This is a genomic window from Isoptericola dokdonensis DS-3 (assembly GCF_001636295.1).
Classification (GTDB): Bacteria; Actinomycetota; Actinomycetes; order Actinomycetales; family Cellulomonadaceae; genus Isoptericola; species Isoptericola dokdonensis.
The window spans coordinates 3,728,420-3,754,204 of record NZ_CP014209.1 but is presented as its reverse complement, the minus strand read 5'-3'; the positions used below and the strand labels follow the sequence as shown (position 1 = coordinate 3,754,204).

21 protein-coding genes are annotated in these 25,785 nt (G+C 72.0%); 3 read left to right on the top strand and 18 right to left on the bottom strand.

Annotation, left to right across the window (positions count from 1 at the left end; genetic code table 11):
- Positions 1-14: 14 nt before the first annotated feature.
- Together I598_RS17060 and I598_RS17055 are read left to right on the top strand one after the other, a co-directional pair.
- Entirely contained in the window at positions 15-1,022 is a 1,008-nt protein-coding gene (locus tag I598_RS17060) for a carbohydrate ABC transporter permease (RefSeq protein WP_083973456.1), read from the top strand.
- A 29-nt stretch (positions 1,023-1,051) separates the two neighbouring features.
- The gene (locus I598_RS17055; RefSeq protein ID WP_068204505.1) at positions 1,052-2,809 is read left to right on the top strand and encodes a type 2 periplasmic-binding domain-containing protein; all 1,758 of its coding nucleotides are present in this window, start codon (positions 1,052-1,054) and stop codon (positions 2,807-2,809) included.
- A gap of 85 nt (positions 2,810-2,894) precedes the next feature.
- Here I598_RS17055 and I598_RS17050 read toward each other — a convergent pair whose 3' ends face one another.
- From I598_RS17050 to I598_RS17030, 5 genes are all read right to left on the bottom strand, one after another.
- Positions 2,895-6,179, bottom strand: coding sequence for an RICIN domain-containing protein (locus I598_RS17050; protein ID WP_198155717.1), 3,285 nt, complete (start codon positions 6,177-6,179; stop codon positions 2,895-2,897).
- A gap of 104 nt (positions 6,180-6,283) precedes the next feature.
- A complete protein-coding gene (locus I598_RS17045; RefSeq protein ID WP_068204500.1) occupies positions 6,284-8,062 on the bottom strand; it encodes a glycoside hydrolase family 35 protein in 1,779 nt (592 codons plus the stop codon).
- A 116-nt stretch (positions 8,063-8,178) separates the two neighbouring features.
- Positions 8,179-9,513 (bottom strand): ABC transporter substrate-binding protein, encoded by a 1,335-nt coding sequence (locus tag I598_RS17040; RefSeq protein ID WP_068204497.1) that lies wholly within the window; start codon positions 9,511-9,513, stop codon positions 8,179-8,181.
- Positions 9,514-9,605: 92 nt separating this feature from the next.
- Entirely contained in the window at positions 9,606-10,547 is a 942-nt protein-coding gene (locus I598_RS17035; RefSeq protein ID WP_198155716.1) for a carbohydrate ABC transporter permease, read from the bottom strand.
- A gap of 2 nt (positions 10,548-10,549) precedes the next feature.
- The gene (locus I598_RS17030) at positions 10,550-11,470 is read right to left on the bottom strand and encodes a carbohydrate ABC transporter permease (protein ID WP_068204492.1); all 921 of its coding nucleotides are present in this window, start codon (positions 11,468-11,470) and stop codon (positions 10,550-10,552) included.
- Positions 11,471-11,743: 273 nt separating this feature from the next.
- Here I598_RS17030 and I598_RS17025 point away from each other — a divergent pair, with 273 nt between their 5' ends.
- Positions 11,744-12,736: a LacI family DNA-binding transcriptional regulator gene (locus tag I598_RS17025; RefSeq protein ID WP_068205405.1), complete on the top strand. Its 993-nt coding sequence runs from the start codon at positions 11,744-11,746 to the stop codon at positions 12,734-12,736.
- 19 nt (positions 12,737-12,755) lie between these two features.
- On the opposite strand, the gene I598_RS17020 is transcribed toward I598_RS17025, so the two are convergent.
- From I598_RS17020 to atpB, 13 genes are all read right to left on the bottom strand, one after another.
- Positions 12,756-13,403, bottom strand: coding sequence for a YesL family protein (locus tag I598_RS17020; RefSeq protein ID WP_068204489.1), 648 nt, complete (start codon positions 13,401-13,403; stop codon positions 12,756-12,758).
- Positions 13,400-15,916, bottom strand: a complete 2,517-nt coding sequence (locus I598_RS17015; protein ID WP_068204484.1) for a glycoside hydrolase family 3 C-terminal domain-containing protein — start codon at positions 15,914-15,916, stop codon at positions 13,400-13,402. The genes I598_RS17020 and I598_RS17015 overlap by 4 nt, the downstream gene beginning before the upstream one ends.
- Before the next feature lie 117 nt (positions 15,917-16,033).
- Positions 16,034-17,308 carry an N-acetylglucosamine-6-phosphate deacetylase gene (locus I598_RS17010; protein ID WP_068204481.1) on the bottom strand — a complete coding sequence of 425 codons (1,275 nt, stop codon included), beginning with the start codon at positions 17,306-17,308 and terminating at the stop codon, positions 16,034-16,036.
- A 64-nt stretch (positions 17,309-17,372) separates the two neighbouring features.
- Positions 17,373-18,068, bottom strand: a complete 696-nt coding sequence (gene nucS, locus I598_RS17005) for an endonuclease NucS (protein ID WP_068204478.1) — start codon at positions 18,066-18,068, stop codon at positions 17,373-17,375.
- A gap of 44 nt (positions 18,069-18,112) precedes the next feature.
- Entirely contained in the window at positions 18,113-18,532 is a 420-nt protein-coding gene (locus I598_RS17000) for a DUF2550 domain-containing protein (RefSeq protein WP_068204476.1), read from the bottom strand.
- 10 nt (positions 18,533-18,542) lie between these two features.
- A complete protein-coding gene (locus I598_RS16995; RefSeq protein WP_068204473.1) occupies positions 18,543-18,824 on the bottom strand; it encodes a F0F1 ATP synthase subunit epsilon in 282 nt (93 codons plus the stop codon).
- Positions 18,825-18,916: 92 nt separating this feature from the next.
- The gene (gene atpD, locus I598_RS16990) at positions 18,917-20,398 is read right to left on the bottom strand and encodes a F0F1 ATP synthase subunit beta (protein ID WP_068204470.1); all 1,482 of its coding nucleotides are present in this window, start codon (positions 20,396-20,398) and stop codon (positions 18,917-18,919) included.
- Between the two features lie 61 nt (positions 20,399-20,459).
- Positions 20,460-21,359: a F0F1 ATP synthase subunit gamma gene (locus I598_RS16985; protein WP_068204467.1), complete on the bottom strand. Its 900-nt coding sequence runs from the start codon at positions 21,357-21,359 to the stop codon at positions 20,460-20,462.
- 4 nt (positions 21,360-21,363) lie between these two features.
- Positions 21,364-22,992: a F0F1 ATP synthase subunit alpha gene (gene atpA, locus I598_RS16980; protein WP_068204465.1), complete on the bottom strand. Its 1,629-nt coding sequence runs from the start codon at positions 22,990-22,992 to the stop codon at positions 21,364-21,366.
- 78 nt (positions 22,993-23,070) lie between these two features.
- Positions 23,071-23,883 (bottom strand): F0F1 ATP synthase subunit delta, encoded by an 813-nt coding sequence (locus I598_RS16975; RefSeq protein WP_068204462.1) that lies wholly within the window; start codon positions 23,881-23,883, stop codon positions 23,071-23,073.
- Positions 23,883-24,464, bottom strand: coding sequence for a F0F1 ATP synthase subunit B (locus I598_RS16970; RefSeq protein WP_068204459.1), 582 nt, complete (start codon positions 24,462-24,464; stop codon positions 23,883-23,885). The genes I598_RS16975 and I598_RS16970 overlap by 1 nt, the downstream gene beginning before the upstream one ends.
- Entirely contained in the window at positions 24,464-24,700 is a 237-nt protein-coding gene (locus I598_RS16965) for an ATP synthase F0 subunit C (protein ID WP_068204457.1), read from the bottom strand. The genes I598_RS16970 and I598_RS16965 overlap by 1 nt, the downstream gene beginning before the upstream one ends.
- A gap of 99 nt (positions 24,701-24,799) precedes the next feature.
- On the bottom strand, positions 24,800-25,594 hold the full coding sequence (atpB, locus tag I598_RS16960) for a F0F1 ATP synthase subunit A (protein WP_068204456.1): 795 nt from the start codon (positions 25,592-25,594) through the stop codon (positions 24,800-24,802).
- Between the last annotated feature and the right edge of the window lie 191 nt (positions 25,595-25,785).

The window sequence follows — 25,785 nt, the reverse complement described above, 5'->3', positions numbered from 1 at the left end:
GAGGCGAGACGACGATGACGACGCACCAGGCCCCCGACACGGCCACCACGACGCCGGACGCCCCGGCACCCGGTACCGCGGCGGCGGCCGCACCGGTCCGCCGCCGGCGGCGCCGGTCCCCCAGCGAGCAGCGCACCGCGCGCGACATCCCGTTCGAGATCCTCAACTACAGCGGGTTCCTGCTGTTCGCGATCCTGTGCGCCTACCCGTTCTACTACCTCATCATCAACTCGGTCAGCGCGAACGACGTCAGCGCTCTGGGCGACGTCCGGCTGTGGCCGCAGGGGCTGCACCTGTCGAACTACCAGCAGATCCTCGGGCTCGACGGGCTGACGAACGCGACGATCGTGTCCGTCGCACGGACCGTCATCGGCACCGTCGCGACGGTGCTGGCGTCCGCGTTCCTCGGGTTCATGTTCACGCAGGAACGTATGTGGAAGCGCTCCCTGTGGTACCGCCTGACCGTCTTCACCATGTACTTCAGCGCCGGCCTCATCCCGCTGTACATCACGATGCAGACCCTCGGCCTGACCAACTCGTTCTGGGTCTACGTCATCCCGGCGATCGTGCAGCCGTTCAACATCATCCTCGTCAAGACGTACGTCGAGGCGATGCCGCGCTCGCTCCAGGAGGCCGCCGAGATCGACGGCGCGGGCACGTTCCGGACCTTCTTCCGGATCATCCTGCCGAACATGACGCCGATCCTGGCGACGGTGGCCATCTTCACCGCCGTCGCCCAGTGGAACTCGTTCCAGGACACGCTGCTCTACGTCACCGACCAGAAGCTCTACTCGCTGCAGTACCTGCTCTACACGTACACGAACCAGGCGAGCAGCCTGGCGCAGGCGGCGCAGAACGCCCAGGGCAACCTCGGCTCCATCGTGTCGGCCGCGACCTCGCAGACGCCGACGTCGATCCGGATGACCGTCGCCGTCCTCGTCGTGCTGCCGATCATCTTCATCTACCCGATGTTCCAGCGGTATTTCGTCAAGGGCATCATGCTCGGCGCGGTCAAGGGCTGACCGTGCCTCATCGAACACGAAGGGGTGTCATGAATTCCAGGAAGGTTGCGGCCGCACTGGTCCTGCCGCTGGTCGGGGCGCTGTCCCTGACGGCGTGCACGGGCCCGGGGACCGACGAGGAGGTCGCCGAGACCGTCAGCATCGACCAGGACTGGTCGCAGGCCGACCCGATCACGATCGACGTGTTCGACGGGCTGGCCAACTACATGGGCACGCAGAGCGGCTGGTTCGGCAAGGTCGTCAAGGACAAGTTCAACATGGAGCTCAACGTCATCGCCCCCAACGTGGCGGGCGGCGGCGACACGCTCTACAACACGCGCGTCGCGGGCGGCGACCTCGGCGACCTGATCGTCGTCGACAAGGGCGAGAAGCTCGACGAGCTCATCGAGGGCGGCCTCGTGCTCGACGCCTCCCCGTACGTGGACTCCATGGCGAACGCCACGGCGTTCGACGCGGCGCTGGACAAGCTCAACGAGGGCAAGGACGGCGTCTTCGGGTTCCCGACGGCGGTGTCGAGCATCAAGCCGACCGAACCGTCGGAGGGCCTGGAGCCGACGTTCGGCCCGTACCTGCGCTGGGACCTGTACGCCGAGGCCGGCTACCCCGAGATCGGGACGCTCGAGGACCTCCTGCCCGTCCTGGAGGACATGCAGGAGGCGAACCCGGAGGCCGAGAACGGCCAGAAGGCGTACGCGATCTCCCTGTTCAAGGACTGGGACGGCAACATGATGGTGATGGGCAAGCAGCCCACCACCCTCTACGGCTACGACGAGATGGGCTTCGTGCTCGCCAAGGCGGACGGCTCCGACTACCAGAGCATCGTCGACACCGACTCCGAGTACGTGCGCGCGCTGCGGTTCTACTTCGACGCCAACCAGCGCGGCCTCGTCGACCCCGAGTCGACCACGCAGAACTACGACACCATGTTCTCGAAGTACCAGAACGGCCAGGTGCTGCTGTCCTGGTGGCCGTGGCTCGGCCAGTCCGCGTACAACACGGAGCAGAACATGGCGGACGGCAAGGGCTTCCAGCTCGCGCCGATGGCCGACCAGCAGATCTTCTCCTACGGCGCCGAGGTGTACGGCGGCAAGCAGGTGCTCGCCATCGGCGCCGGCGCCGAGGACCCCGCCCGCATCGCGGCGTTCATCGACTGGCTGTACTCCCCCGAGGGCGTCAACATGAACTCCTCGCAGACCGGTGCGGCCGCAGGCCCGCAGGACCTCACGTGGGAGATCGGCGAGAACGGCGAGCCGGCGCTCACCGAGTTCGGCAACCAGGTGTTCCTCGGTGGCGGCGCGGACGTCCCGGCCGAGTGGGGCGGCGGCGCGTACACCGACGGCGTCTCCACCCTCAACGTCTCGACGGTCCTGCCGAAGGACGTCGATCCCGACACCGGGTTCCCCTACAACTACACGTTCTGGCCGAGCTACCAGGAGAAGGTCGCGAACCCGCTGACCGAGGACTGGGGCGCGCGCATGGGTGACGCCGCCTCCGCGATGGAGTACCTGCAGGACAACGACCAGCTGCTCGTGGCCCCGGGCTCGAGCTTCACCGCCCCGGCCGACACCAGCGAGATCGAGACGATCCGCAGCCAGGTCAAGGCCAGCATCATCGAGCACTCCTGGAAGATGGTCTTCGCCAAGGACGACGCCGAGTTCGACGCCCTGCTCACCTCGATGCAGGAGACGGTGGACGGCCTCGGCTACCAGACCGTCCTGGACTTCGACATGGCGAACGCCCAGGCGCAGAACGACGCCCGCGTCGCCGTGGCCAACGAGTTCGGGTGACCTGACCCGCCCCTGACCGGGCAGGACGCTCCGACGACGAGGGGGCCCGGACCGCGACGGTCCGGGCCCCCTCGTCGTCCACGGGTCAGGCGTCGAGCACCTGCCAGGGGCCGTGCTGCTGCCCGGGCTCCTGGTTGCGGGTCCACCACTGCGCGCGGTACGTCACGCCGTCGTGCCGGACGACGTCTCCGTCGTCGAAGACGCGCGACGGGGTCCACAGCGCGGTGCCGTCCGCGGCACGCACGGTCTCCTGCCACGAGCCCCAGACGCTGCTGCCCGGCGTCTCCCGGGTCCACCACTGCGCGGTCCAGAAGGCGTCGTCGTGGAAGACGGCCTCCCCGCCGGTGTAGGTGGCGCCGGCGTCCCAGCCGGGCTCCGGCTCGCCGGGGACCTTGGCCATGACCTCGATCTCGGAGACGACCAGGTGGGTGTTGTCGCGGGCCGTCATGACGACGCGGACGGCGTCGGCGCGGACGTCCGCGGGGACGTCCACGACCGGCGCTGCGGAGCCGCCGGAGACCGCGACGGGCTCGCCGACGGCCTGCCACGCGCCGTCGACGCGGGCCTCGACCTGGACGGTGCGCGGCCAGCTCTCCGCCGACCCGTCGCGCCAGAACCGCGTGACGACGCGGGTGAGGTCACGCTCGGCGGGCAGCGACACGGTGAGGGTGTCGGTGGGGTTCTTCGTGCCGGAGCGCCAGTTGGACCAGCCCTTGTCGGTGAGGTCGCCGTTGACGACCCGCTGCGCCGCATAGCCCGGCTCGGTGAAGGTGGCGGCGGTGGTGGTGCCGTCGGCGAGGGCGGCGTTCGCCTCCCCCGGCGCGGTGACGAGCACGCGCACGGTCGCGGGCAGGGTGCGCCCGGAGCCCGCGTCCGCGGTCCCGGTCACCTCGACGACGCCCACCTGAGCGACCGCGGCGTCGGCCACGGCCTCCCAGGTGACGGGACGCTCGACGTCGGTCCCGCCCGCGGTGACGGCGGTGACGGTGTCCGGGAGGGCGGGCAGGCCACCGACGTAGGTCGTGGCGCTCGCACGACGTGTGTCGGTGAGGACGTCGACGACGACCGTCGCCGTGGCGTCCACCGTGGTGCCCGCGGGCGTGGTCACGGTGCCGCGCACCTCGACCGTGCCGGGCGCCGCCCAGGCGTCGTCCCCGGGGACGTCCCACGTCACGGGCAGCTCGCCGCGGCCGTCGCGCAGCACCGTGGTGACGGTGGCGGGCAGCTCCGGCGCGGTGCCGGGCGTGGTGAACAGGTCCACCGGCTCCGTGCCGAGGACGGTCTCGTCGAGCAGGCGCCAGCGCTGGTTGTCGCCGGAGTTGGCGAGGTACGTGCCGACCGGCGAGCCGTCGGCCGTGGCCTGGCCGCCGACCTCCAGCAGGGTGCGCGACGACGCGTTGACCAGGGTGGAGGTGCCGTCACCGGTCGTGGACAGGATCCAGCGTGCCGCCGCGGGGGTGTCGGCCGGGTCGGCGGGGGCGGGGACGGTCGTGGCCGAGGTGTCGCCGGTGACGGCGAGCAGCGCGCCCGTGCCGACGTTCGCCAGCGCGTACCGGGAGCGGTGCGTGCCCGAGCCCTCGGGGGCGCCGAGGTCGGTCAGGGTCCAGAGCTGGTCGGCGTCCGCGGCGTCGGTCTCGATGCGCACCCCGCTGCCGGCCGGCGCGAGCGAGCGGCCCGACTGCACGCCGTCGACCCGGTAGACGTGGCCGTCCTGCGCGAGCGGGGCGTCGTCCGCGACACCGGAGACCCCGTCGACGACGAACGTCGTCACGGACTCCGCCGGCACGACGAGGGTCGCGGCCGGGCCGTCCTCACCGTCGGTCACGGCCACCGGCTCGCCCTCGACGAGGTAGCCGTCGGTGGAGGTCACGACGGGGGTGACCGTGGCGCCCGGGGCCACGTCGGCGAACCCGGCGAGGTCCAGCGTCACGGCGCGGTCGGTCGTCGCGGCGTTGACGTGCACGACGGTGGCGCCGGTGCCGTCGGCGGTCACCGCGGCGGTGCTGTTCGCGTCGTCGACCCCGACGAGGCGGTCCCCGGGGGTGATGTGGTGCGTGAAGTTCTGGGTCGCCCAGTACTTCGTGTTCGTGTAGATCGGGCACGTCTCCAGGGTGTCCTCGGCCGTGCAGTCGAACGGGATCTGGATCTCGCCCCAGTTCATGCCGTCCGCGCTCTCGCCGCCGGGCGCCATGTTGGCGTAGTCCTCGACGGGCTGCCAGAACACCCACGCGCTCGGCTCGAGCTCGCGCAGGTCGTCGACGATGTGCTGCGCGCTGCCGAGCCCGGACTCCATGGTCTCGAAGTCCTGCCCGGTCGAGCTCCAGTTGCCGCCGACCTCGCTCATCCACAGCGGCTTGTCCTCGCCCTTGGCGATGTCACGGACGGTGGTGCGCTGCCCGGTGCCGTAGGTGTGGACGTTGAGCTGGGAGACCTGGTCCCGCACGGCGTCGGGGTAGGAGTTCCAGTTGCGGGCGAACGTGCCGGGGTTCGTCTCGTCCATCGCCGAGATCACGGCGTCGGTCGAGGAGCCCTCCAGGGCGTCCGCGAGCGCCGGGATCACCTGCTGCTGCAGCCCGGGCCCCATGTGGGCACCCTCCTGGCGGCCCCCGGTGGGGTTGCCGTCGGCGCCGAGCTGGGTGCCCCAGTAGTTGGTGTTCGGCTCGTTGAACGGGTCGACGGTGTCGACGTCGATGCCGTGCGCATCCTCCAGGCGCTCGGTGACGCCCACCAGGTAGTCGGCGAAGTCGTCGATGCTGTCCGTCTTGAGCTGGTCGGCGTTCGCGTCGAACCCGCCCGAGACGTACCCGCTGACGGTCATGAACCAGGGCGGGGAGTTGGAGAAGGTCTCCCAGTGGGTGACCTCGTCCTTGATGCGGTCGACCCACCAGCGCTGGGTGGCGTCGGCGTCGGGGTCCCAGTGGTCGGGGTTCGCCGGGTCCCACCAGTCGACGTCGGTGCGGGTGGTGCCCTCGGGCGCGGACCACCAGCCGTCGACGGCGCCCCCGGCGCGCAGGTAGTCCGGCACGTCGGGCGCGTTGCCGCCGCCGACGTTGTACCGGGCGATGTTGAGGTTGAGGCCCTCGTCGCCGAAGACCATGTCCGCGAGCCGCTCGCGGATCTCGTCCGGGTAGTCGCCGGTCGCGTTCGCGAACCACACGAGGCTGGTCCCCCAGCCCTCGAACGGTTCGCCGGCGTACGACGGGTCGGGGCGGACGGTGACCTGCGACGGCGCCGCCGCCGCGAGCGCGGCGCCGGTGTCGGTGGGTGCGGGTGCGGCCTGGGCCGCCGGGACCAGCGCGGTGGCGAGCAGCGCCCCCGCGGTGCCGACGACCACGCCGCGGCGTGCTCGTTCTGTCCTTCTCGTGCTCATCGGTGAGCGTCCTCTCGCCTCGGTGCGATGGGGGTGGGTGGACCAGCGGTCGCTGCGGCGCAGCGGGTGGTGCCGGTGCCGGCCCGCCGGGCCGGCACCGGAGATCAGGCCTCGGTCGGTCCGAGGTCGGGGGTGGCGACGAAGCGGGCGCGGGCGGCGGCGGCGCCGTGCAGCTCCAGCACGACGAGCTCGTTGGCGCCGTCGCGCAGGTACGGCCCGGGGACGTAGAGCGTGCGGGTCGGCGTCTGGGCGGAGTACCGGCCGAGCAGCTCCCCGTTGACCCACACGAGCCCGCGCGTCCAGCCGTCGAGGCGCAGCAGGTGGTCGGTGCCCGCGTGCGCGGTGAACTCCCCGCGGTGGAACGACGGCCCGGCGAGCGGCGCCGCGGCCGGTGCCGGCGCGAAGGCGGCGGCCAGCCGGGTCGGGGCGTCGGCGAGCCGCAGCGGCGTCGCGTCCCAGGCGGTGAGCTCGCGGCGTGCGGTGCGCACCGGGCCGACGAGTCCCTTGGGCTCGCCGATGCGGGAGCCGTAGTTGACCCGCCCCCGGTCCTCCACGAGCAGGGTGAGGGTGCCGGCGCGCCGCGGCAGGGGCACGGAGGCGGTGTGGCTGGTGCGGTCGAGCACGCCGACCGGCTCCCCGTCGAGGGCGACGAGCGCCCGGTCGCGGACCTCGTCGACGACGACGACGGCGTCGTCGGCCTCGACCTGCGTGCGGTACAGCACGAAGCCGGTCCACTGCCGCAGCGCGTCGGCCGTCGGCGGCAGCCCGCTCGTGCGGGTGGTCGTCCCGGCGAGGAGGTGCTCGGCGTCGGCGAGCGTCACCCGGTCGGGCAGGGTCACCTCGAGCTCCGGGGCGGGCGCAGGCTCGGTCGGGTCCTCGTCGGGCACCGGCGCGTGCTTGCCGATGACGGCCTTGAGCGCGTGGTACTTCGGCGTCGGCGCGCCGTGCTCGGACAGCGGGGCGTCGTAGTCGTAGGACGTCGTGATGGGCAGGTAGGTGCCCTTGTCGTTCGCGCCGTTGGTGAGGCCGAGGTTCGTCCCGCCGTGGAACATGTAGAGGTTCGCCGACGCACCGGCGCCGAGCAGGTCGTCGAGGTCCTGCGCCGTCGTCTCGGGGGCGGTCGTGTGATGGATCAGGCCCCACGAGTCGAACCAGCCGTCCCAGAACTCCATGCACATCAGCGGCCCGGTGGGCTGGTGCCGGCGCAGGACGGCGAGCCGCTCCAGGGAGCGCGACCCGAAGTTCGCGGTCTTGTGCAGCTCGGGCAGGCCGCCGCGCGACAGGTGCTCGTCGTCGGCCTGGTCGCTGGTGAACAGGGGCACGTCGATCCCCTGGGCGCGCGTGAGGTCGACGAGCTCGCGCAGGTAGCGGGCCCGCTCCTCGGCCGGCACGCCCGGGTAGGCGCCGTACTCGTTCTCCACCTGCACCATGAGGACCGGGCCGCCGCGGGTCACCTGCCGCTCCGCGACGACGGGCAGGATCTGGGCGTAGTAGGTGCCGATGGCCGCCAGGAAGCCCGGGTCGTGCCGCCGCACCCCGGCGGCGCCGTCGGCGAACAGCCAGGCGGGCAGGCCGCCGTTGTCCCACTCGGCGCAGATGTACGGGCCGGGGCGCACGATCGCGTGCATGCCCTCCGCCGCGACGAGGTCGAGGAACCGGCCGAGGTCGTGGCGGCCGTCGAGGTGGAACGTGCCCGGGTCCGGCGCGTGGAAGTTCCACGCCACGTACGTCTCGATGGTGTTGAGCCCCATGAGGCGGGCCTTGCGGATGCGGTCCGCCCACTGGTCCGGGTGCACCCGGAAGTAGTGCAGGGCCCCGCTGACGAGCTGGACGGGGCGTTCGTCGAGCAGGAAGTCCTGCTCGCCGATCTCGAACGTGGGCATCGGGGAACCTCTCGGACAGGCAGGGTCGACGGGGGCGGTGGCCGCTGTCGGGGCCACCGCTCCCGGTGGTCGGGCGGGGCGGGCGGGGGCGGCGTGGGCCGCCCCCGCCCCGGTCGTCACTCGGAGACGGTGAAGCCCTGGTCGTTGCCGTACGCGACGGACTGCTCCTGCCAGGCGGCGAGGCCGTCCGTCAGCGTCGTGCCGGACACGTAGGCCTGGCCGACCGTGTCGTTGAAGATCGAGTTCGCGTACACCTGGAACGGCAGGTACTGCCAGCCCTCGACGACGTTCGCCGCGGAGTCCGCGAGGACCTCGTTGACCTGCTGGCCGCCGAAGTACTCGAACTCCTTGCCGCGGAACTCGTCGGACTCCAGGTCGGCGGTCGTCGCGGGGAACGCGCCGCCGTCGATCCGGGTCTGGACGCCGTCACCGGCCGTCGCGTACTCGACGAACGCGTAGGCGAGCTCGGGGTTCGCGCCGGCCGCGGGCACGGCGAGGGAGCTGCCGCCGTTCTCGGCGGTGGCGTGCTGGCCCGCCTCCCACTGGGGCATCTCGGCGACGCGCCACTTGCCGGCGCCCGCGGGGACGCCGGACTCGAGGTTGGCGGGCATCCAGGCACCGATGGTCAGGGTGGCGATGCTGCCGTCGCCCAGGCCCTGGTACCACTCGTCGCTCCAGGAGCTGACGGGCGCGAGGAGCTCCTCGTCGATGAGCTGCTGCCAGACCGCGGCGAACGTGGAGGTTCCCTCGTCGCCCGCGAAGTCGACGGTGACGTCGGTGCCGTCCACCGCGTAGGGCTGGCCGCCGGCCTGCCAGATCATGCTGGTGGTGAACCCGGCGTCGCCGGTGTCGTTGGCGATGTACGCGTCCGGGTCGGCCTCGTGGATGGCGCGGGCGGCCTCGAGGTACTCGTCCCAGGTGGTGGGGACCTCGACGCCGACCTCGGTGAAGACCTCCTCGTTGTAGAAGAGGGCCATGGGGCCGGAGTCCATGGGCAGGCCGTAGATGCCCTCGCCGCTGCGCACCGAGCCCCACGGGCCGGTGGTGAACGTGCCGTCGAGCTCGCTCGCGCCCAGGCCGGACAGGTCGGCCAGGGACTCGGAGATCGCGAACTGCGGGACGGCGTAGTACTCGACCTGCGCGACGTCGGGCACGCCGTCGCCGGCGGCGATGGCGTTCTGCAGGGCCGTGTACTGGTCGTTGCCGGTGCCGACGTTCTCCAGGTTGACGGTGACGTTCGGGTAGGCGGCCTCGAAGTCCTCGACGACGCCCTCCAGGGTGGGCTCCCAGGCCCACACGGTGATCTCGCCACCCTCCTCCAGCACGGAGGCGGTGTCGACGGCCTCGCCGCCGCTGCCGCCGTCGTCGGCGGAGCTGCAGGCGGTGAGCGCCAGGGCGAGGGCGCCCACGAGGGCGGTGCCGCGGATCAGGCGACGGGGTCGAGCGGTCATGACTGTCCTCACTTCGTTGTTCGGTACGGCGGTGAGCTGTTCTGGGGCGAGCGGCTCGGAGGTCTTGGGGGCGGTACGGGGGTCGGTGGCGGTCACTCCTTGACGCTCCCGGCGGCCAGGCCGGACTGCCAGAAGCGCTGGAGGAACAGAAACGCGACGACCAGCGGCAGGATGGTCAGCAGCGCGCCGGTGATGACGAGGTTGAAGATCGCCTCGCCGCCCGCGGTGGCGGCCTGCGCGTTCCACGCGTTGAGGCCGAGCGTGAGCGGGTACCAGGTGGAGTCCCGCAGCATGATGAGCGGCAGGAAGTAGTTGTTCCAGGTGGCGACCGTCGTGAACAGCAGGACGGTGACGATCCCGGGGGCGAGCAGCGGCAGGCTGACGCGGAAGAACGTGCGGAACTCGCCGGCGCCGTCGATGCGGGCGGCCTCGAGGAGCTCGCCGGGGATGGCCTCCGCCGCGAACGTCCACATGAGGTAGAGCCCGAACGGGGAGATCAGCGACGGGACGATGACCGCCCACGGGGTGTTCGTCAGCCCCATCTGGCTGAACATGAGGAACGTCGGGACGGCGAGCGCGGTGCCGGGCACCGCGACCGCGCCGATGACGACGGCGAACACGGCGCGCTTGCCGGGGAAGTCGAACTTGGCGAGCGCGTACCCGCCGAGCACGGCCAGGAACGTCGCGCCGCCGGCACCGACGACGACGTACAGGACGGTGTTGGCGAACCAGCGCCCGAACACGCCGTCGTCGTAGGCGAGCGTCGCCTGGATGTTGTCCCAGAGGGCGAACGAGTCGCCGAACCACAGCCCGAAGGAGGAGAAGAGGTCCCCCTGGGTCTTGGTGGCGTTGACGACGAGCCAGGCGAGCGGCACGAGCGCGTAGATCCCCACGAGGGCCGTGAGCACCGTGAGCAGCGGGCTGCGACGGGCCCGGCTGCCCCCTCCCCGGCGCGGGGTGCGCAGGCGGGGGGCGGGACGGCGGGGGCTCGGGCCGGTGGTCGCGGCGGCGAGGGCCGGGGTGGGTGCGGACACGGTCACGCCTCCTTGCGCATGCCGCGCAGCTGCACCACGTAGGCGATCACCATGGTGATCAGGCCCATGATGATGGCGACGGTCGCGGAGTAGTTGTACTGCTGGCCGGAGAAGGACAGCGAGTAGGCGTACAGGTTCGGGGTGTACGACGTCGTGATGGCGTTCGGCGCGAGGCTCTGCAGGATGCTGGGCTCGTTGAAGAGCTGGAAGCTGCCGATGATCGAGAAGATCGTCGCGATGACGAGCGCACCGCGGATGGCGGGGAGCTTGATCGCGGTGATGACCCGCCACTGCCCGGCGCCGTCGATCTCCGCGGCCTCGTAGAGGGAGTGCGGCACGACGCGCAGCGCCGCGTAGAAGATCAGCATGTTGTAGCCGACGAACTCCCAGGTGACGATGTTGCCGATCGACGCGAGCACGAGGTCCGGTGACAGCGGGTTCGGCAGGCTGGTCCCGAACAGGTCGTTGATGTTGCCGACCAGCCCGAACCGGGTGCCGTACATGAAGCCCCACATGAGGGTCGCGACGACGGCCGGCACCGCGTACGGCATGAAGATCGAGATGCGGAAGAAGCTCGTGCCGTAGAGCCGGCCGCTGTCGAGGGCGAGCGCCACGAGCAGCGCGATGCCGAGCATGATCGGCACCTGCACGACGAGGAACAGCCCGACGCGGGCGACGCCGTCCCAGAACTGGGGGTCGCCGAGAGCCCGGGCGTAGTTGTCCAGGCCCACGAACTGCGTGCCGCCGACCATCTGGGTGCGGAACGCCGACAGGTAGAGCGAGTACGCGATCGGGGCGAGGAACACCAGGGCGAACACGGCCATGAAGGGCCCGACGAACATCCATCCCGTCCACCGCCGTCTGCTGGCGCGGTGGACGACCGGGTTCGTGCTCGCCGTCGTCGGCGGAGACGTCGTCGTCATGACTTCTTCCTTGAGCTCACGAGGATGTTGACGTCAACATCGATGCTGTGGCGGATCGATGTTTACGTAAACATGGACTAGGCTCATCGTGCATCGCCCCCCGGCGAGCCGTCAAGTCACAGTTTCGCGGCGCCCCGTCGCGGACCATCAGGAGGAGAGCACGTGACCGACCCGGGACCCCGCCCCACGGGTGCGTCGACGGACACCGTCCCGGACGCCGCGCCACCGCCGGCGCGGCGCGGCCGCCCCGTGGGCCGCGTCCACCGCGTCTCCATGGCCGACGTCGCCCAGCTCGCGGGCGTCAGCTCCCAGACCGTCTCCCGGGTCGCCAACGGGCACCCCAGCGTCGTGGAGTCCACTCGGGCACAGGTGCTCGCCGCCATGCGCGAGCTCGGCTACCGGCCCAACAGCGCCGCACGTGCGCTGCGCTCCGGCCGCTTCCGCACCATCGGCGTCATCCTGTTCACGCTCTCCACCACCGGCAACGTGCGCACCCTGGAGGCCATCGCGACGTCGGCCGCCGCCGAGGGGTACGCCATCACCGTCATCCCCGTCGAGGCCCCCACCCAGGACGGCGTCAACGGCGCCTTCACACGCCTCGGCGAGCTCGCCGTCGACGCCGTCATCCTCCTCATGGAGGTGCACCTGCTCGACGCGGCCAGCGTCTCGCTGCCCACCGACGTGCCCGTCGTCGTCGCCGACTCCGACGACGGCGACCGCTACCCCGTGGTCGACACCGACCAGGCCGCCGGGTCCCGCGTCGCCGTCGAGCACCTGCTCGCGCTCGGCCACGAGACCGTGGTGCACCTCGCCGGCCCCGTCGGGTCGTACGCCGGCCAGCGCCGCGAGGACGCGTGGCGCCAGGCCCTGCTCGACGCCGGCCGCCCCGTCCCGGCCGTGCGCCGTGGCGACTGGTCCGCCGCCTCCGGCTACGCCGTCGGGCTCGAGATCGCCCGCACCGACGCGACCGCCGTCTTCGCCGCCAACGACCAGATGGCCCTCGGCCTGCTGCGCGCCCTCGCCGAGTCCGGGCGCCGCGTCCCGCAGGACGTCAGCGTCGTCGGCTTCGACGACGTCCCCGACGCCGTCGCGTTCCTGCCGCCCCTGACCACGGTGCACCAGGACTTCGCCGAGGTCGGCCGCCGGCTCGTCACCGGCGTGCTGCGCCAGCTCGCCGAGCACACCACGCCGCACGGCACCACGCTGGTGCCGACCCGGCTCGTCGAACGGGCGAGCACCGCACCGGCACCCCGCGGGGCGGCCTGAGCAGGGCGGGTGCGCGGGACTACTCCCCCGAGTGCGGGCTGACCGGTTCGAGCTCGGACGGGTCCCCCTGGCGCCGGCGGAACACCCCGTGCAGCAGCAGCGCCAGCAGGTAGGCGCCGAACGACACCCCGATCGTCGCCGCGACGAACCCCGTGATGGGCGCGACGTAGACGAGGCAGGCCCCACCCACCGGCAGCAGCACGAGACCGAGGGTGCGGGCGGGCTCCACCATCGGCAGGGTCAGCGCGTTGCGCAGGCAGCGCCGCCAGGACGCGTCGAACCAGGCGACGAGCGCGAACCCGTACAGCATCGCGGCGAACAGGTAGGTCGCCACCAGGACGGACAGCGCCCCTGCCACCGCCGTGAGCAGGCCGTCGAGGGTGAACCAGAAGACGGCGCTGAACAGCAGCATCGCCGTCGGCAGGCCGAGGGCGAGCAGGACCCCCGTGCCGCGCCACAGGTTCGTGCGCAGCGCCCGCAGGTAGCCGCGCACCAGGTCACCGCGTTCGTCGTCCGCGTACCGGAGCGTCACCTCGAACAGCGCGCTCGTGGCAGCGCCGATCGTCACGACCGGCAGGCACGTCAGCAGGTAGGTCACGTTGAGGACGACGAACAGCACGAACGTCGTCATCCCCTGGACGTTGCGGCCGTCGGGGTCGACCCTCACGGCCGGGCCTCCCGCACCGTCAGGGTCGCGCGCACCGGGAGGTCCACGCTGGACGGCCCGGCCGCGACGACGTACTCCCCCGGCCGGACGACGAGCGTCCCGTCGAGCGGGCCCGGGCCGTCCTGGTGCCAGACGGCCAGCCGCGCGACGTCGACGGGGACCTCCACGGCGACCTCCGTGCCGGGCTCGACCCGCACCCGCCGGTAGCCCAGCAGGAGCCGGACGGGTGTCGGCACCGTGGCGTCGGGGCAGCCCCGCGAGTAGACCTGGACCAGCTCCTCGGCGGGTCGCGACCCCGTGTTGCGGACGCGCACCCGCACCGTGACGACGCCGGGGGCGGCCGGGCCCGCCGGGAGCAGCGGCGGGTGGTCGCGGGCCGGCGCCGGCGCGGTGACCTCCGACGTCGACAGCCCGAGGCCGGAGTACGTCACGTCGCCGTAGGTGAGCCCGTGACCGAACGCGAACCTCGGCACCCCCGACTCGTCGTCGGGCAGGTGCCGATAGGTGACCTGTTGGCGGTACGTGTCGTAGTCGAACAGGTCGCCCGCCTGCTCGGGCCGTGCGGGCCAGGTCTGCGCGAGCCGCCCGGTCGGCTCCACCGCCCCGGTGAGCACGTCGACGAGGCCGTGCCCGAGCTCCTGGCCGCCGTGGCTGCTCCACACCACCGTCCCGGCGTCCGCGACGCCGGGGCCCAGCACGTACGGGTAGCTCGACACGATCGTCAGCACCGCCCGGGGGTTGGCCTCCACCGCGGTGCGCCACAGCTCCACGTCGACGTCCGGCAGGAACAGGTGCGGGCGGTCCTGCGTCTCGCGACCGTTGAGGTGCGGGTCGTTGCCCACCGCCACCAGCACGGTGTCGCAGCGCGCGGCGACCTCGGCCACCCGGGCGGCCCCGGACTCGAGCGTGCGCACGCCGAACCGCTCGGCCTCGTCGAGGGTGCGCGCCTCCGCGCACACCGCCCCCGTCCCCCGCTGCACCCTGACCCACCGACCCGAACCGAGGTGCAGCAGCGACCAGGTGCCGTCGGCGTGCACGTGGCGTCGGAAGCTCTCCTGGACCTCCCAGCCGCCCACCCGGTCGGCGTCGGCCCGCATCGGCCACGCCCCGCCGGTGAGGAGGCCCCCGGAGGCCTGCGACCGCAGCGTGAGCACGCCGTCGCCGCGGTCGGCGACCTCGAAGCGGGTGTCCTTCCCGGCGACGGCGGCGTCCGCGACCACGCGGGCTCCCGCGTCGGACACCGCGACGTAGCGGCCGTCCCCGGCGCGCAGCGCCACGACGTCGGCCCCGGAGGCGACCTCGACCCGGTCCGCGCCCCACCGCTCGCGCAGCGCGCCGGCGAGCGTGACGACGTAGGGCGGGGTGCCCGAGTACCAGTCGGTCAGCACCGCGTCGGCGAGCGGCCCGACGACGGCGACGGAGCCGGACGCCGCCAGCGGCAGCACGCGGTCGACGTCGCGCAGCACGACGACCCCCCGGGCGGCCGCCTCCCGGGCGAGCACCCGGTGGGCGGGCAGGTCGAGGTCGTCGGCGCCGATCCCGGCGTACGGGTCCTGCGCGGGGTCGTCGAGCTCGCCGGTGCGCAGCCGCAGCTCGAGCAGCCGCAGGACGGCGGTGTCGACGTCGTCGTCCGTGAGCAGGCCCCGCTCGAGCGCCTCGGTGACCCGCTCGATCGTGAGGTGCGACGCCGCGTCGTCGTCGGTGAACGAGTCGACGCCTGCGCGCAGCATCGCGGCGTTGCCGCTCGCCCGGTCGGCGGCGGCACGCTGCAGCGTGACGAGGAACGTCGGTGCCGCGGCGTCCGAGACCACCGCGACCGACCCGTCGGTCCAGGTGCGCAGCTCGGCGAGCAGCTCGGCCTGCAGGTGCGCCGGGACGCCGTTCACCTGGTTGTAGGCGGGCATGACGGCCGCGACCGACCCGGACGCGACCGGCTCGCGGAACGCCGCGAGCTCCTCCTCGTGCAGCACCCGCGGCGGCAGGTCGGAGCTCGTCGAGGACCGGTCCGTCTCGTTGTTGTAGGCGAGGAAGTGCTTGAGGGTCGGCGCGGTCTTCCAGACCCGCTCGTGGTCGCCCCGCAGGCCGCGGCAGTACGCGGCACCCAGGTGCCCGGTGAGGTGCGGGTCCTCGGAGTACCCCTCCTCGTTGCGGCCCCACGCGGGGTGGCGCAACGTGTTCACCACCGGCGCCCAGACGTTGAGGCTCACCGACGGCTCGGCCGCGTGCTTCGCCCGCACCTCGGTCGCGACCGCGTCGCCGACGCGGCGCAGCAGGTCCGGGTCCCAGGCGGCGGCGAGGCCCACGGGCTGCGGGAACACCGTCGCGGTGCCCAGCCAGGCCACCCCGTGCAGGGCCTCGCACCCGGTGTGGAAGGGCGCCAGGCCGAGCCGTTCGACGGCGGGCATCCGCTGGTGCAGCATCGCCACCCGCTCGGCGCGGGTGAGGCGGTCGAGCAGGTCGCGGGCGCGCTCCGCCGTGGGCAGGCGGTGGTCACGGAAGGGGTGCACGTCCATGGGTCTCCTTCGGGCCGCGCCGGTGCGGCAAGACGAGAGCGCCGCGATGTCGAAGCGCTTCGACCACGCTAGCGACCCGGCGCCCCCGGGAGCAACCGGCGGCCACCCGGCGTGGGGTCAGACGACCTCCGCACCGCCGCGCAGCACGCGCTCCACCCGCAGGCCCGCGTCGGTCACCACCACGTCCGCCCGCCGCCCGGCCACGAGCCCGCCGACGTCGGCCAGCCCCAGCACCCCGGCCGGCACCCACGACGCGCAGCGCACCGCGTCGACCAGGGGCACGCCGGCCGCCACGGTCGCCCGGACCACGTCGACCAGGTGGGCCGTGCCGCCCGCGATCGGCCCGCCCTCGGCGTGGCCGGGGTCCGCGACCCGCGCGACGCCGTCCTCCACCGTCACCGACATCGACCCCAGTTCGTAGGCGCCGTCGGACATCCCCGCCGCCGCCATCGCGTCGGTCACGAGCAGCACCTGGTCGGCGCCGACCGTGCCGATCACGCTCCGCACGACCGCCGGGTCGAGGTGGACCTCGTCGCCGACGAGCTCCACGACGAGCTCGCCCCGCGCCGCCGCCGCGAGGCAGGCCGCCACGGGGCCGCCGTCGCGGTGGTGCAGCGGACGCATGGCGTTGAACAGGTGGGTGGCGGTCATGCGCAGGCCGGGCGCGGACGCGGACAGGGCGTCGACGACCTCGCGCACGAACTGCTCGGCGACCTCGGTCGTGGCGTCCGTGTGCCCCAGCGACGGCACCACCCGGGCCTGCACCAGCGCCGCCGCGACACCGCCGGGCCCGGACACGCCCTCGACGTCGGGGGCGACCGTCATGGTGCGCAGGTGGCCGCGGCCGGCCTCGACGAGCCGGCGCACGAGCGTGACGTCGCCCCGCTGCAGGAGGTCCGGGTCGTGCGCGCCGCGGCGCGCCGGGGACAGGAAGGGCCCCTCGGCATGGATGCCGGCGATCTCGCCGTCGTCGGCGAGACCGGCCAGCAGCGCGGTGCGCTCGACGAGCGTGTCGGGGTCCGCGGTGACGAGCGACGCGAGCATCGTCGTGGTGCCGTGCCGGCGGTGCTCCAGCACGGCCGTCATCGCGGCCTCTCGCGTCACGACGTCCGGGAAGCCTGTGCCGCCGCCGCCGTGGTCGTGCAGGTCGACGAGCCCCGGCAGCACGAGCGTGCCGGGGACGGGCTCGGGGGTGGCGGCGACGACGTCGCCCAACCCGGCCGCGACGGCGTCCTGGAGCGGCCCGACCCAGACGATCCGGTCGTCGGCGACGACGACGGCCGCGTCGGTGACCACGTCGTCGGGGGTGACGACGTCGCCGCGCACGGCGAAGACCTGGGGTGCGGCCGGCGAGCCGCTGGGTTCGGCGCTGGCGCCGGGATCGACGGACATGTTCCCATCCTGCACCACGGAGGATGCGTTTGGTAAACTGTCCTACCTAATCTCGCCCCTGCTGTCAGAAGAGGCGTGAGTCCACGTCGTCCACGCCACGCATCGCGTCGTAGTCGAGCGTCAGGCACACGATCCCGCGGTCGGCGGCCAGCACCCGCGCCTGCGGCTTGATCTCCTGCGCGGCGAACACGCCCCGCACCGGGGAGAGCCGGGGGTCGCGGTTCAGCAGGTCGAGGTAGCGGGTGAGCTGCTCGACGCCGTCGATCTCGCCCCGGCGCTTGATCTCCACCGCCACGGCCGAGCCCTGCGCGTCCCGCGCGAGGATGTCCACCGGGCCGATCGCCGTCATGTACTCCCGGCGGACCAGGGTGTGCCCCGAGCCCAGCAGCTCGATCTGCGCCGCGAGCAGCTCCTGCAGGTGCGCCTCCACCCCGTCCTTGACGAGGCCCGGGTCCACGCCCAGGTCGTGCGCCGAGTCGTGCTCCACCTCGTGCAGGTCGATCTCGAGGCGGTCGTCCGACTTCTGGTGCTGGACCGTCCACACCTCGGTGACGCCCCGCGCGGCAGCCTCGGCGTCCGGGACGCTCACGGCCAGGGTGCAGGGCGGGCTCATCCAGTTCAGCGGCTTGTACGAGCCGCCGTCCGAGTGCAGCAGGACGCTGCCGTCGGCCTTGACGACCAGCAGCCGGGTCGCGAGCGGGAGGTGCGCGGTGAGCCGACCCGTGTACCGGGCCGAGCAGCGGGCGACGACGAGTCGCACGGTCCCCCTTCGGGGTCGTCAGGGACGGGGAGGTCGAACGGGACTCAGACCACGAGGTCGCGGCGGCCGGGAGGTGCGGCCTCCAGCCACGAGGCGAGCCCCGCGTACGCGCCGGACGACATCGTGAGCTCGAAGTCCACGCCGTCGTACCGGCAGCGGACCAGGTACTGGTCCGTCTGGCCGGCCTGGTCCAGCGGGGTGCGGCCGGTGATCGACAGGCGGTCCCGGTACCAGGTGCGGGTCGGTCGCGGGGACAACGACCAGCAACGCCACCACTCGATGCGGCCCACGGCGTAGTGGGCGATGCCCACCGACCACGACGCGTGCGGCAGCGTTCCCGGGCGGGCGCTGCACGGGAACGAACCCACACGACGGGACAGCGTGCGCAGCCTCGACGCCCCGAGGGCGCCGACGAGGACCACCGCGAGGAGGATCGCGCCGAGGAGACCGAGCACGTACCCCACCGCGGACCCCTCAGGCGTGAGCGGCCTCGGAGGGCTCGTCGATCCCGTCCACGACGATCGTGACCACGTCGCCGTCGACGGAGACGAAGCCTCCCGTGACGCGCGCCTCGACCGCGACCTGACCCGGCGCGGTGGAGACCTTGACGGTACCGGGCCGCAGCACCGCGAGCAGCGGGGTGTGGCCGGCGAGGATGCCGATCTGACCGTCGGCGGACGGTGCGCTGACCTCGCGCGCCGCGCCGGACCAGACCTTGCGGTCGGCCGCGACGAGGTCGACGTTCAGCTCTGCCATGTCGGGCTCCAGGGTTGCTCAGAGGATGGTGCGTCGTCCTGCCGGCCGGTGCGGGCCGGCAGGACGACGCGTGGGGTGCTCGGGAGCGAGGCTCAGGCCCCGTACTCCTTCTGGATCCGGGCCCAGTTCGCCTCGAGCATCTCGAGGCCACCGATGTTGTAGAACGCCTGCTCGGCGATGTGGTCGAACTCGCCATCGGCGATCTTCTTGAACGCCTCGATGGTCTCGCTCAGCGGGACCGTCGAACCGACGACGCCCGTGAACTTCTCGGCCATGTAGGTGTTCTGGGAGAGGAACTGCTGGATGCGGCGCGCCCGCGCGACCAGCGTCTTGTCCTCCTCCGAGAGCTCGTCGACACCGAGGATCGCGATGATGTCCTGGAGCTCCTTGTTGCGCTGCAGGATCGACTTGACCCGCGTCGCGACCTCGTAGTGCTCCTGGCCCACGTACCGCGGGTCGAGGATGCGCGACGTCGAGGCCAGCGGGTCGATCGCCGGGTACAGACCCTTCGACGCGATCTCGCGGGAGAGCTCGGTCGTCGCGTCCAGGTGGGCGAACGTCGTCGCCGGCGCCGGGTCGGTGTAGTCGTCCGCCGGCACGTAGATCGCCTGCAGCGAGGTGATCGAGTGACCGCGCGTCGAGGTGATGCGCTCCTGGAGGAGGCCCATCTCGTCGGCGAGGTTCGGCTGGTAGCCCACCGCGGACGGCATGCGGCCGAGCAGCGTGGAGACCTCGGAACCCGCCTGCGTGAAGCGGAAGATGTTGTCGATGAACAGCAGCACGTCCTGCTTCTGCACGTCGCGGAAGTACTCCGCCATCGTCAGGGCGGACAGGGCGACGCGCAGACGCGTGCCCGGCGGCTCGTCCATCTGGCCGAAGACCAGGGCGGTCTTGTCGAAGACGCCGGCCTCCTCCATCTCGTGGATGAGGTCGTTGCCCTCACGGGTGCGCTCACCGACACCGGCGAACACGGACACACCGCCGTGGTCCTGCGCGACGCGCTGGATCATCTCCTGGATGAGGACCGTCTTGCCGACGCCCGCACCACCGAAGAGACCGATCTTGCCACCCTGGACGTACGGGGTGAGGAGGTCGATCGACTTGATGCCCGTCTCGAACATCTGGGTCTTCGACTCGAGCTGGTCGAACGCCGGCGGCCGGCGGTGGATCGGCCAGCGCTCGGTGATCTCCAGCGTCTCGCCCTCGGCGAGGTTGAGGACATCACCGGTGACGTTGAAGACCTTGCCCTTGGTGACGTCGCCGACGGGCACCGAGATCGGGGCGCCGGTGTTCGTCACGACGGCGCCGCGGACGAGACCGTCGGTGGGCTTCAGGGCGATGGCACGCACGAGCGAGTCGCCGAGGTGCTGCGCGGTCTCGAGCGTGAGGGTGAAGGAGTGCTCACCCTCACCCTGACCCGACAGGTCGATGTCGACCTGGAGGGCGTTGTAGATGTCGGGGATCGAGTCCTCGGGGAACTCGATGTCGACGACGGGGCCGATCACGCGCGCGACGCGGCCGGTTCCGCGCCCGCTCTGGTGCTCGACCGGGGCTTCCACGGTGGTGGCGGTCATTGCTTGCCTCGCTTCGAAAGGTTCGGGTGTGAGTTCGTCGATCGACGACGTCGGACGCAGGTCACGACGCCGCGAGGGCGTCAGCACCCGAGACGATCTCGCTGATCTCCTGGGTGATGTCCGCCTGGCGGGCCTGGTTCGCCAGGCGCGTGTAGGTACGGATCAGGTCCTCGGCGTTGTCCGTGGCCGTGTGCATCGCGCGCTGGCGCGACGCGAGCTCGGACGCCGCGGCGTCGAGCATGAAGCTGAAGATGCGGCTGCGCACGTAGCGCGGCAGCAGAGCGTCCAGCACCTGCTCGGGAGACGGCTCGAAGTCGTACAGCGGCAGCGCGTCGTGCTCGCCGGGGACGGCGACGCCCTCGACGACCTCGAGCGGCAGCATCCGCACGACCCGAGGACGCTGGGTGACCATGTTGACGAACTGCGTGTACACGACGTGCAGCTCGCCGACGCCGCCCTCCGCCTCCGGGGCGAGGAACGCCCCGAGGAGGGTGTCGGCGACCTCGGCCGCGACCTCGGAGCTCGGGCTGTCGGAACCGTAGGACCAGTGGCCCGCCAGCTCCCGGCCGCGGTAGCGGTAGAAGGTCACCGCACGACGACCGGTCGCGTAGAGCGCGACCTCCTTGCCCTCGGCCGTCAGCCGGGCGACGAGCCGCTCCGTCTCACGGATGATGGCCGCCGAGTACGACCCGGCCATGCCCCGGTCCGACGCGATGACCAGGACCGCGACGCGGTTCGTGTCCTCGCGCTCGGAGGTGAGCGGGTGCTTGGTCGACGTGTGCGTCGCCACCGCCGAGACGGCGCGCGTGATGGCCCGCTCGTAGGGGGCGGCCGCCGACGTGCGCCCGCGCGCCTTGCCGATGCGGGAGGCCGCGATCAGCTCCTGCGCGCGGAACATCTTCTTCAGCGACTGCGTCGACTTGATCCGCTGCTTGTAGACGCGCTGGGTTCCTCCGGCCATACGATCAGGCCTTCTTCTGCACGACGAGCTGCTCCTGCTCGACCGCAGCGCCCTCGCCCTCGGCGGCACCGCCGACGAGCGGCGAGCCGTCCGCCTTGAGGAAGCCGTTGCGGAAGTCCTCGACCGCGGCGGCCAGGGCGTCCTCGGTGTCCTGCTCGAGCTTGCCGGTCTCGGCGATCGTCGCGAACACCGAGGTGTTGCGGCGCAGGTGGTCCAGGAGCTCGGACTCGAACCGCTTGACGTCCTCGACCGGGACGTCGTCGATCTTGCCCTTGGTGCCGGCCCAGATGGACGCGACCTGCTCCTCGACCGGGTACGGGGTGTACTGGGGCTGCTTGAGCAGCTCCATGAGCACCGCACCGCGGGCGAGCTGACCGCGCGAGGCCGCGTCGAGGTCGGACGCGAACATCGCGAAGGCCTCGAGCGAGCGGTACTGCGCCAGCTCGAGCTTCAGCGTGCCGGAGACCTTCTTCATGGCCTTGACCTGGGCGTCACCGCCGACGCGGGACACCGAGATGCCGACGTCCACGGCGGGGCGCTGGTCCGCGTTGAACAGGTCCGACTGGAGGAAGATCTGACCGTCGGTGATGGAGATGACGTTGGTCGGGATGTACGCCGACACGTCGTTCGCCTTCGTCTCGATGATCGGCAGACCGGTCATCGAGCCCGCGCCCAGCTCGTCCGACAGCTTCGCGCAACGCTCCAGCAGACGGGAGTGCAGGTAGAAGACGTCACCCGGGTAGGCCTCGCGGCCCGGCGGACGGCGCAGCAGCAGCGACGTCGCACGGTAGGCCTCGGCCTGCTTCGACAGGTCGTCGAAGATGATCAGGACGTGCTTGCCGTCGTACATCCAGTGCTGGCCGATGGCCGAGCCGGTGTACGGGGCGAGGTACTTGAAGCCCGCGGGGTCGGACGCGGGAGCCGCCACGATGGTGGTGTACTCCAGCGCGCCGGCGTCCTCGAGGGCACCGCGCACGGACGCGATCGTCGAGCCCTTCTGACCGACGGCCACGTAGATGCAGCGCACCTGCTTGGTCGGGTCGCCGGACTCCCAGTTGGCCTTCTGGTTGATGATCGTGTCGATCGCGATGGCCGTCTTGCCGGTCTGGCGGTCGCCGATGATCAGCTGACGCTGACCGCGGCCGACGGGGATCATCGAGTCGATCGCCTTGATACCGGTCTGCAGCGGCTCGTGCACCGACTTGCGCTGCATGACGCCGGGCGCCTGCAGCTCGAGCGCGCGGCGCCCGTCGGTCGCGATCTCGCCGAGGCCGTCGATGGGGTTGCCCAGCGGGTCGACGACGCGACCGAGGTAGCCCTCGCCGACGGGCACCGAGAGCACCTCACCGGTCCGGCGGACCTCCTGGCCCTCCTCGATGCCGGTGAACTCGCCCAGGACGACCACACCGATCTCGCGGACGTCCAGGTTCTGCGCGAGGCCGAGCGTGCCGTCCTCGAAGCGCAGCAGCTCGTTGGCCATCGCACCGGGCAGGCCCTCGACGTTCGCGATGCCGTCGGCGGCGAAGGAGACACGGCCGACCTCCTCGGTCGCCGTCCCTTCGGGCTCGTAGGACTTCACGAAGCTGTCCAGAGCGGCGCGGATCTCCTCCGGCCGGATCGTCAGCTCAGCCATTGCTCTTCTCCTGTCGTGGCCGCGGGTGCGACCTCACGTTCATCTGTGCCGACCGGTGGCCGGCTGGGCGTCGAATGGTCAGCCGGCCAGCCGACGACGGGCGTCGGCCAGGCGGTTCAGCACGGTGGAGTCGACGACGTCCGCGCCGACCTGGATGCGCAGGCCGCCCACGACGGCCGGGTCGACCGTCACGTTGAGCTGCACGGGGCGCCCGTAGGAGCGCTCGAGGATCTCCCCGAGCCGCGCCTCCTGAGCCTGGGTGAGGACCGAGGCGCTGGTCACCGAGACGACCAGGCGCCGGCGTCGCTCGGCCGCGACGTCGCCGTAGTACGACAGGGTCGCGACGAAGCGCCGGCCGCGGGGTGCGGCGGTCGCGCGTCGGGCGAGCACCAGGGTGACCGGGTCGACCCTGCCGTCGAGCAGCGTGTCGACCAGGGCCGTGCGGCGCGCCACCGTGGCGGTGCGGTCCGACAGCGCCTGACGGGCGTCGCGCTGCCCGGCGAGGGCGCGGGTGAGGCGGAAGAGCTCGTCCTCCACCGTCTCCAGCGCACCGCGGGCCTGGGCCCCGGCGAGCACGGCGTCCACACCGAGCCGCTCGAGAGCGTCGACCAGGTCGGCGTCGGCGGCCCAGCGGGCGCGCGCGACACCGGAGACCAGGTCGACGACCCGCTCGTCGAAGGCGCTCAGGACGCCGGCGACGAGCGCCGCCTTGTCCGCGCCGTCGCGCGAGGGGTCCGCGAGCGAGCGGCGCAGCGCGCCGGACCCGTCGAGCGCGTCCACGACGACGAACAGCTGTTCGCCCAGCGTGGCGGACTCGGCTCCCGCAGACCGCAGCACCGGCTCGAACCGCTCCTCGGCGGCCGCCAGCGATGCTCCGCTCGTGCCTCGCATCAGCCCTCCTTGACGCTCGTCGACTGGCTGGCCTCGAGCTCGTCGAGGAACCGGTCCACCACGCGCGACTGCCGTGCGCTGTCCTCGAGGGACTCGCCGACGATCTTCGAGGCGAGCTCGGTCGCCAGCGTGCCGACCTCGGCACGCAGCGACACGGCCGCGGCCTGACGCTCGGCCTCGATCTGCCGGTGGGCGGTCTCGACGATGCGCGAGGCCTCCTCGTTGGCCTTGGTCCGCAGCTCCGCGACGATGGCGGCGCCCTCGGCGCGCGCCTCCTCACGGGTCTTGGCGGCCTCGGCGCGGGACTCGGCGAGCTGCTGGTGGTACTCCGCCAGCGCGGCTGCCGCCTCCTCCTGCGCCTGCTCGGCCTTCGCCATGCCGCCCTCGATCTTCGCCGTGCGCTCGTCCAGGACCTCCTGGAAGCGGGGCAGCACGAACTTGTAGAAGACCACGGCGATGACGACGACGATGACCGACGACCAGATGATGTCGTACCAGGCCGGGATGAACAGGTCGAGACCCGTCACCTCCGACTCCTCCGCCGCCACCGTGATCGGGGCGGCGATGTGCGCCGCCGGCATCACGCGGCCGGGAAGAGGAAGCCGGCGACGAGGCCGAGGAGCGCGAGGAGCTCGACGAACGCGACACCGAGGAACATGGTGGCGCGGAGCTGGCCGGCGACCTCGGGCTGGCGGGCCATGCCCTCGATGGTCTTGCCGATGAGGATGCCGAGACCGATGCCCGGGCCGATCGCCGCGAGGCCGTAGCCGACAGCGTTGAGGTTACCGGTGACCTCGGCGAGGGTGGTGACGTCCACTGGGTTTCCTTCCGTTGGGCGTCGGACCGGGCGGTCCGACGTCGCTGACTTGCGTCTGTGGTGGGTGTGGGCGTGCCGTCAGGGAGACCGACCGTCAGGTCAGTGCTCCTCCTCCAGCGACAGGTTGATGTAGACCGCGGCGAGCAGGGCGAAGATGTACGCCTGCAGCGCGGCGACCAACAGCTCGAACGCCGTGAAGGCGAAGCCGCCGGCGAGCGTGAGGGCACCGATGGGCTTGAGCGCCCACGACGCCTCGAGGAAGAAGAAGTGCGTCGCGGAGAAGCAGAGCACCAGCATGATGTGCCCGGCGATCATGTTCGCCGCGAGTCGCAGCGCGAGCGATGCCGGACGCACGATCAGGATCTGCAGCAGCTCGATCGGCGTGACGATGAGGTAGATCGGCCACGGGATGCCGGGCGGGAACAGGTTGTTCTTGAGGTACCCGCCGAGCCCGTGCTTGCTGATGCCCACGTACCAGTAGGTGACGAACACCCACAGGGCGAAGACGATCGGCAGGCCGATCCGCGCCGTCCCGGCCATGTTGAGGAACGGGATGATGCCGGTGAGGTTGAACGCGAGGATCGACAGGAAGATCACGGTGAGCATCGGCACGAAGCGCTTGGCCTGCTCCTTGCCCAGGATCTGCTCGGCGACCTGCACCCGGACGAAGTCGAGCATCATCTCGATCGCGCCCTGGAACCGGCCCGGGACGAGCTTCGCCCGGCGCGCGGCGATGATGAAGACCGTCAGGAGGACGACCGCGGCGATGACGCGGACGATCCAGATGCGGTCGATCTGGAAGATCGTGTCCTCGAAGAGGATCGCCGGCGGGAAGAACTCCTCGATGGACGGCGCGTGGAAGCCGCCCTCACCCTCGGAGGCGGCGAGCAGCATGGGGGTCGCTGACGTGAACAGGAGGACTCCCGGTGGTCTTGGGCCGTCGGGCGCACCGCACGTGTGTGGGTACGCCGTCGGACCTGGCCGTCATGGATTCGCGGACAGCCTACCGGATGCGGAGCGATGCTCCGAGCCCGTACCAGCCCGCGCGGGCCGGAATCTGGCCCCTTGTGAACTACAGCACTTTC

Coding starts and splice junctions, on each gene's coding strand:
- I598_RS17060 (WP_083973456.1), top strand. CDS start 15: ATGACGACGCACCAGGCCCCCGACACGGCCACCACGACGCCGGACGCC.
- I598_RS17055 (WP_068204505.1), top strand. CDS start 1,052: ATGAATTCCAGGAAGGTTGCGGCCGCACTGGTCCTGCCGCTGGTCGGG.
- I598_RS17050 (WP_198155717.1), bottom strand. CDS start 6,179: ATGAGCACGAGAAGGACAGAACGAGCACGCCGCGGCGTGGTCGTCGGC.
- I598_RS17045 (WP_068204500.1), bottom strand. CDS start 8,062: ATGCCCACGTTCGAGATCGGCGAGCAGGACTTCCTGCTCGACGAACGC.
- I598_RS17040 (WP_068204497.1), bottom strand. CDS start 9,513: ATGACCGCTCGACCCCGTCGCCTGATCCGCGGCACCGCCCTCGTGGGC.
- I598_RS17030 (WP_068204492.1), bottom strand. CDS start 11,470: ATGACGACGACGTCTCCGCCGACGACGGCGAGCACGAACCCGGTCGTC.
- I598_RS17025 (WP_068205405.1), top strand. CDS start 11,744: ATGGCCGACGTCGCCCAGCTCGCGGGCGTCAGCTCCCAGACCGTCTCC.
- I598_RS17015 (WP_068204484.1), bottom strand. CDS start 15,916: ATGGACGTGCACCCCTTCCGTGACCACCGCCTGCCCACGGCGGAGCGC.
- I598_RS17010 (WP_068204481.1), bottom strand. CDS start 17,308: ATGTCCGTCGATCCCGGCGCCAGCGCCGAACCCAGCGGCTCGCCGGCC.
- I598_RS16995 (WP_068204473.1), bottom strand. CDS start 18,824: ATGGCAGAGCTGAACGTCGACCTCGTCGCGGCCGACCGCAAGGTCTGG.
- atpD (WP_068204470.1), bottom strand. CDS start 20,398: ATGACCGCCACCACCGTGGAAGCCCCGGTCGAGCACCAGAGCGGGCGC.
- I598_RS16985 (WP_068204467.1), bottom strand. CDS start 21,359: ATGGCCGGAGGAACCCAGCGCGTCTACAAGCAGCGGATCAAGTCGACG.
- atpA (WP_068204465.1), bottom strand. CDS start 22,992: ATGGCTGAGCTGACGATCCGGCCGGAGGAGATCCGCGCCGCTCTGGAC.
- I598_RS16975 (WP_068204462.1), bottom strand. CDS start 23,883: ATGCGAGGCACGAGCGGAGCATCGCTGGCGGCCGCCGAGGAGCGGTTC.
- I598_RS16970 (WP_068204459.1), bottom strand. CDS start 24,464: ATGCCGGCGGCGCACATCGCCGCCCCGATCACGGTGGCGGCGGAGGAG.
- atpB (WP_068204456.1), bottom strand. CDS start 25,594: ATGCTGCTCGCCGCCTCCGAGGGTGAGGGCGGCTTCCACGCGCCGTCC.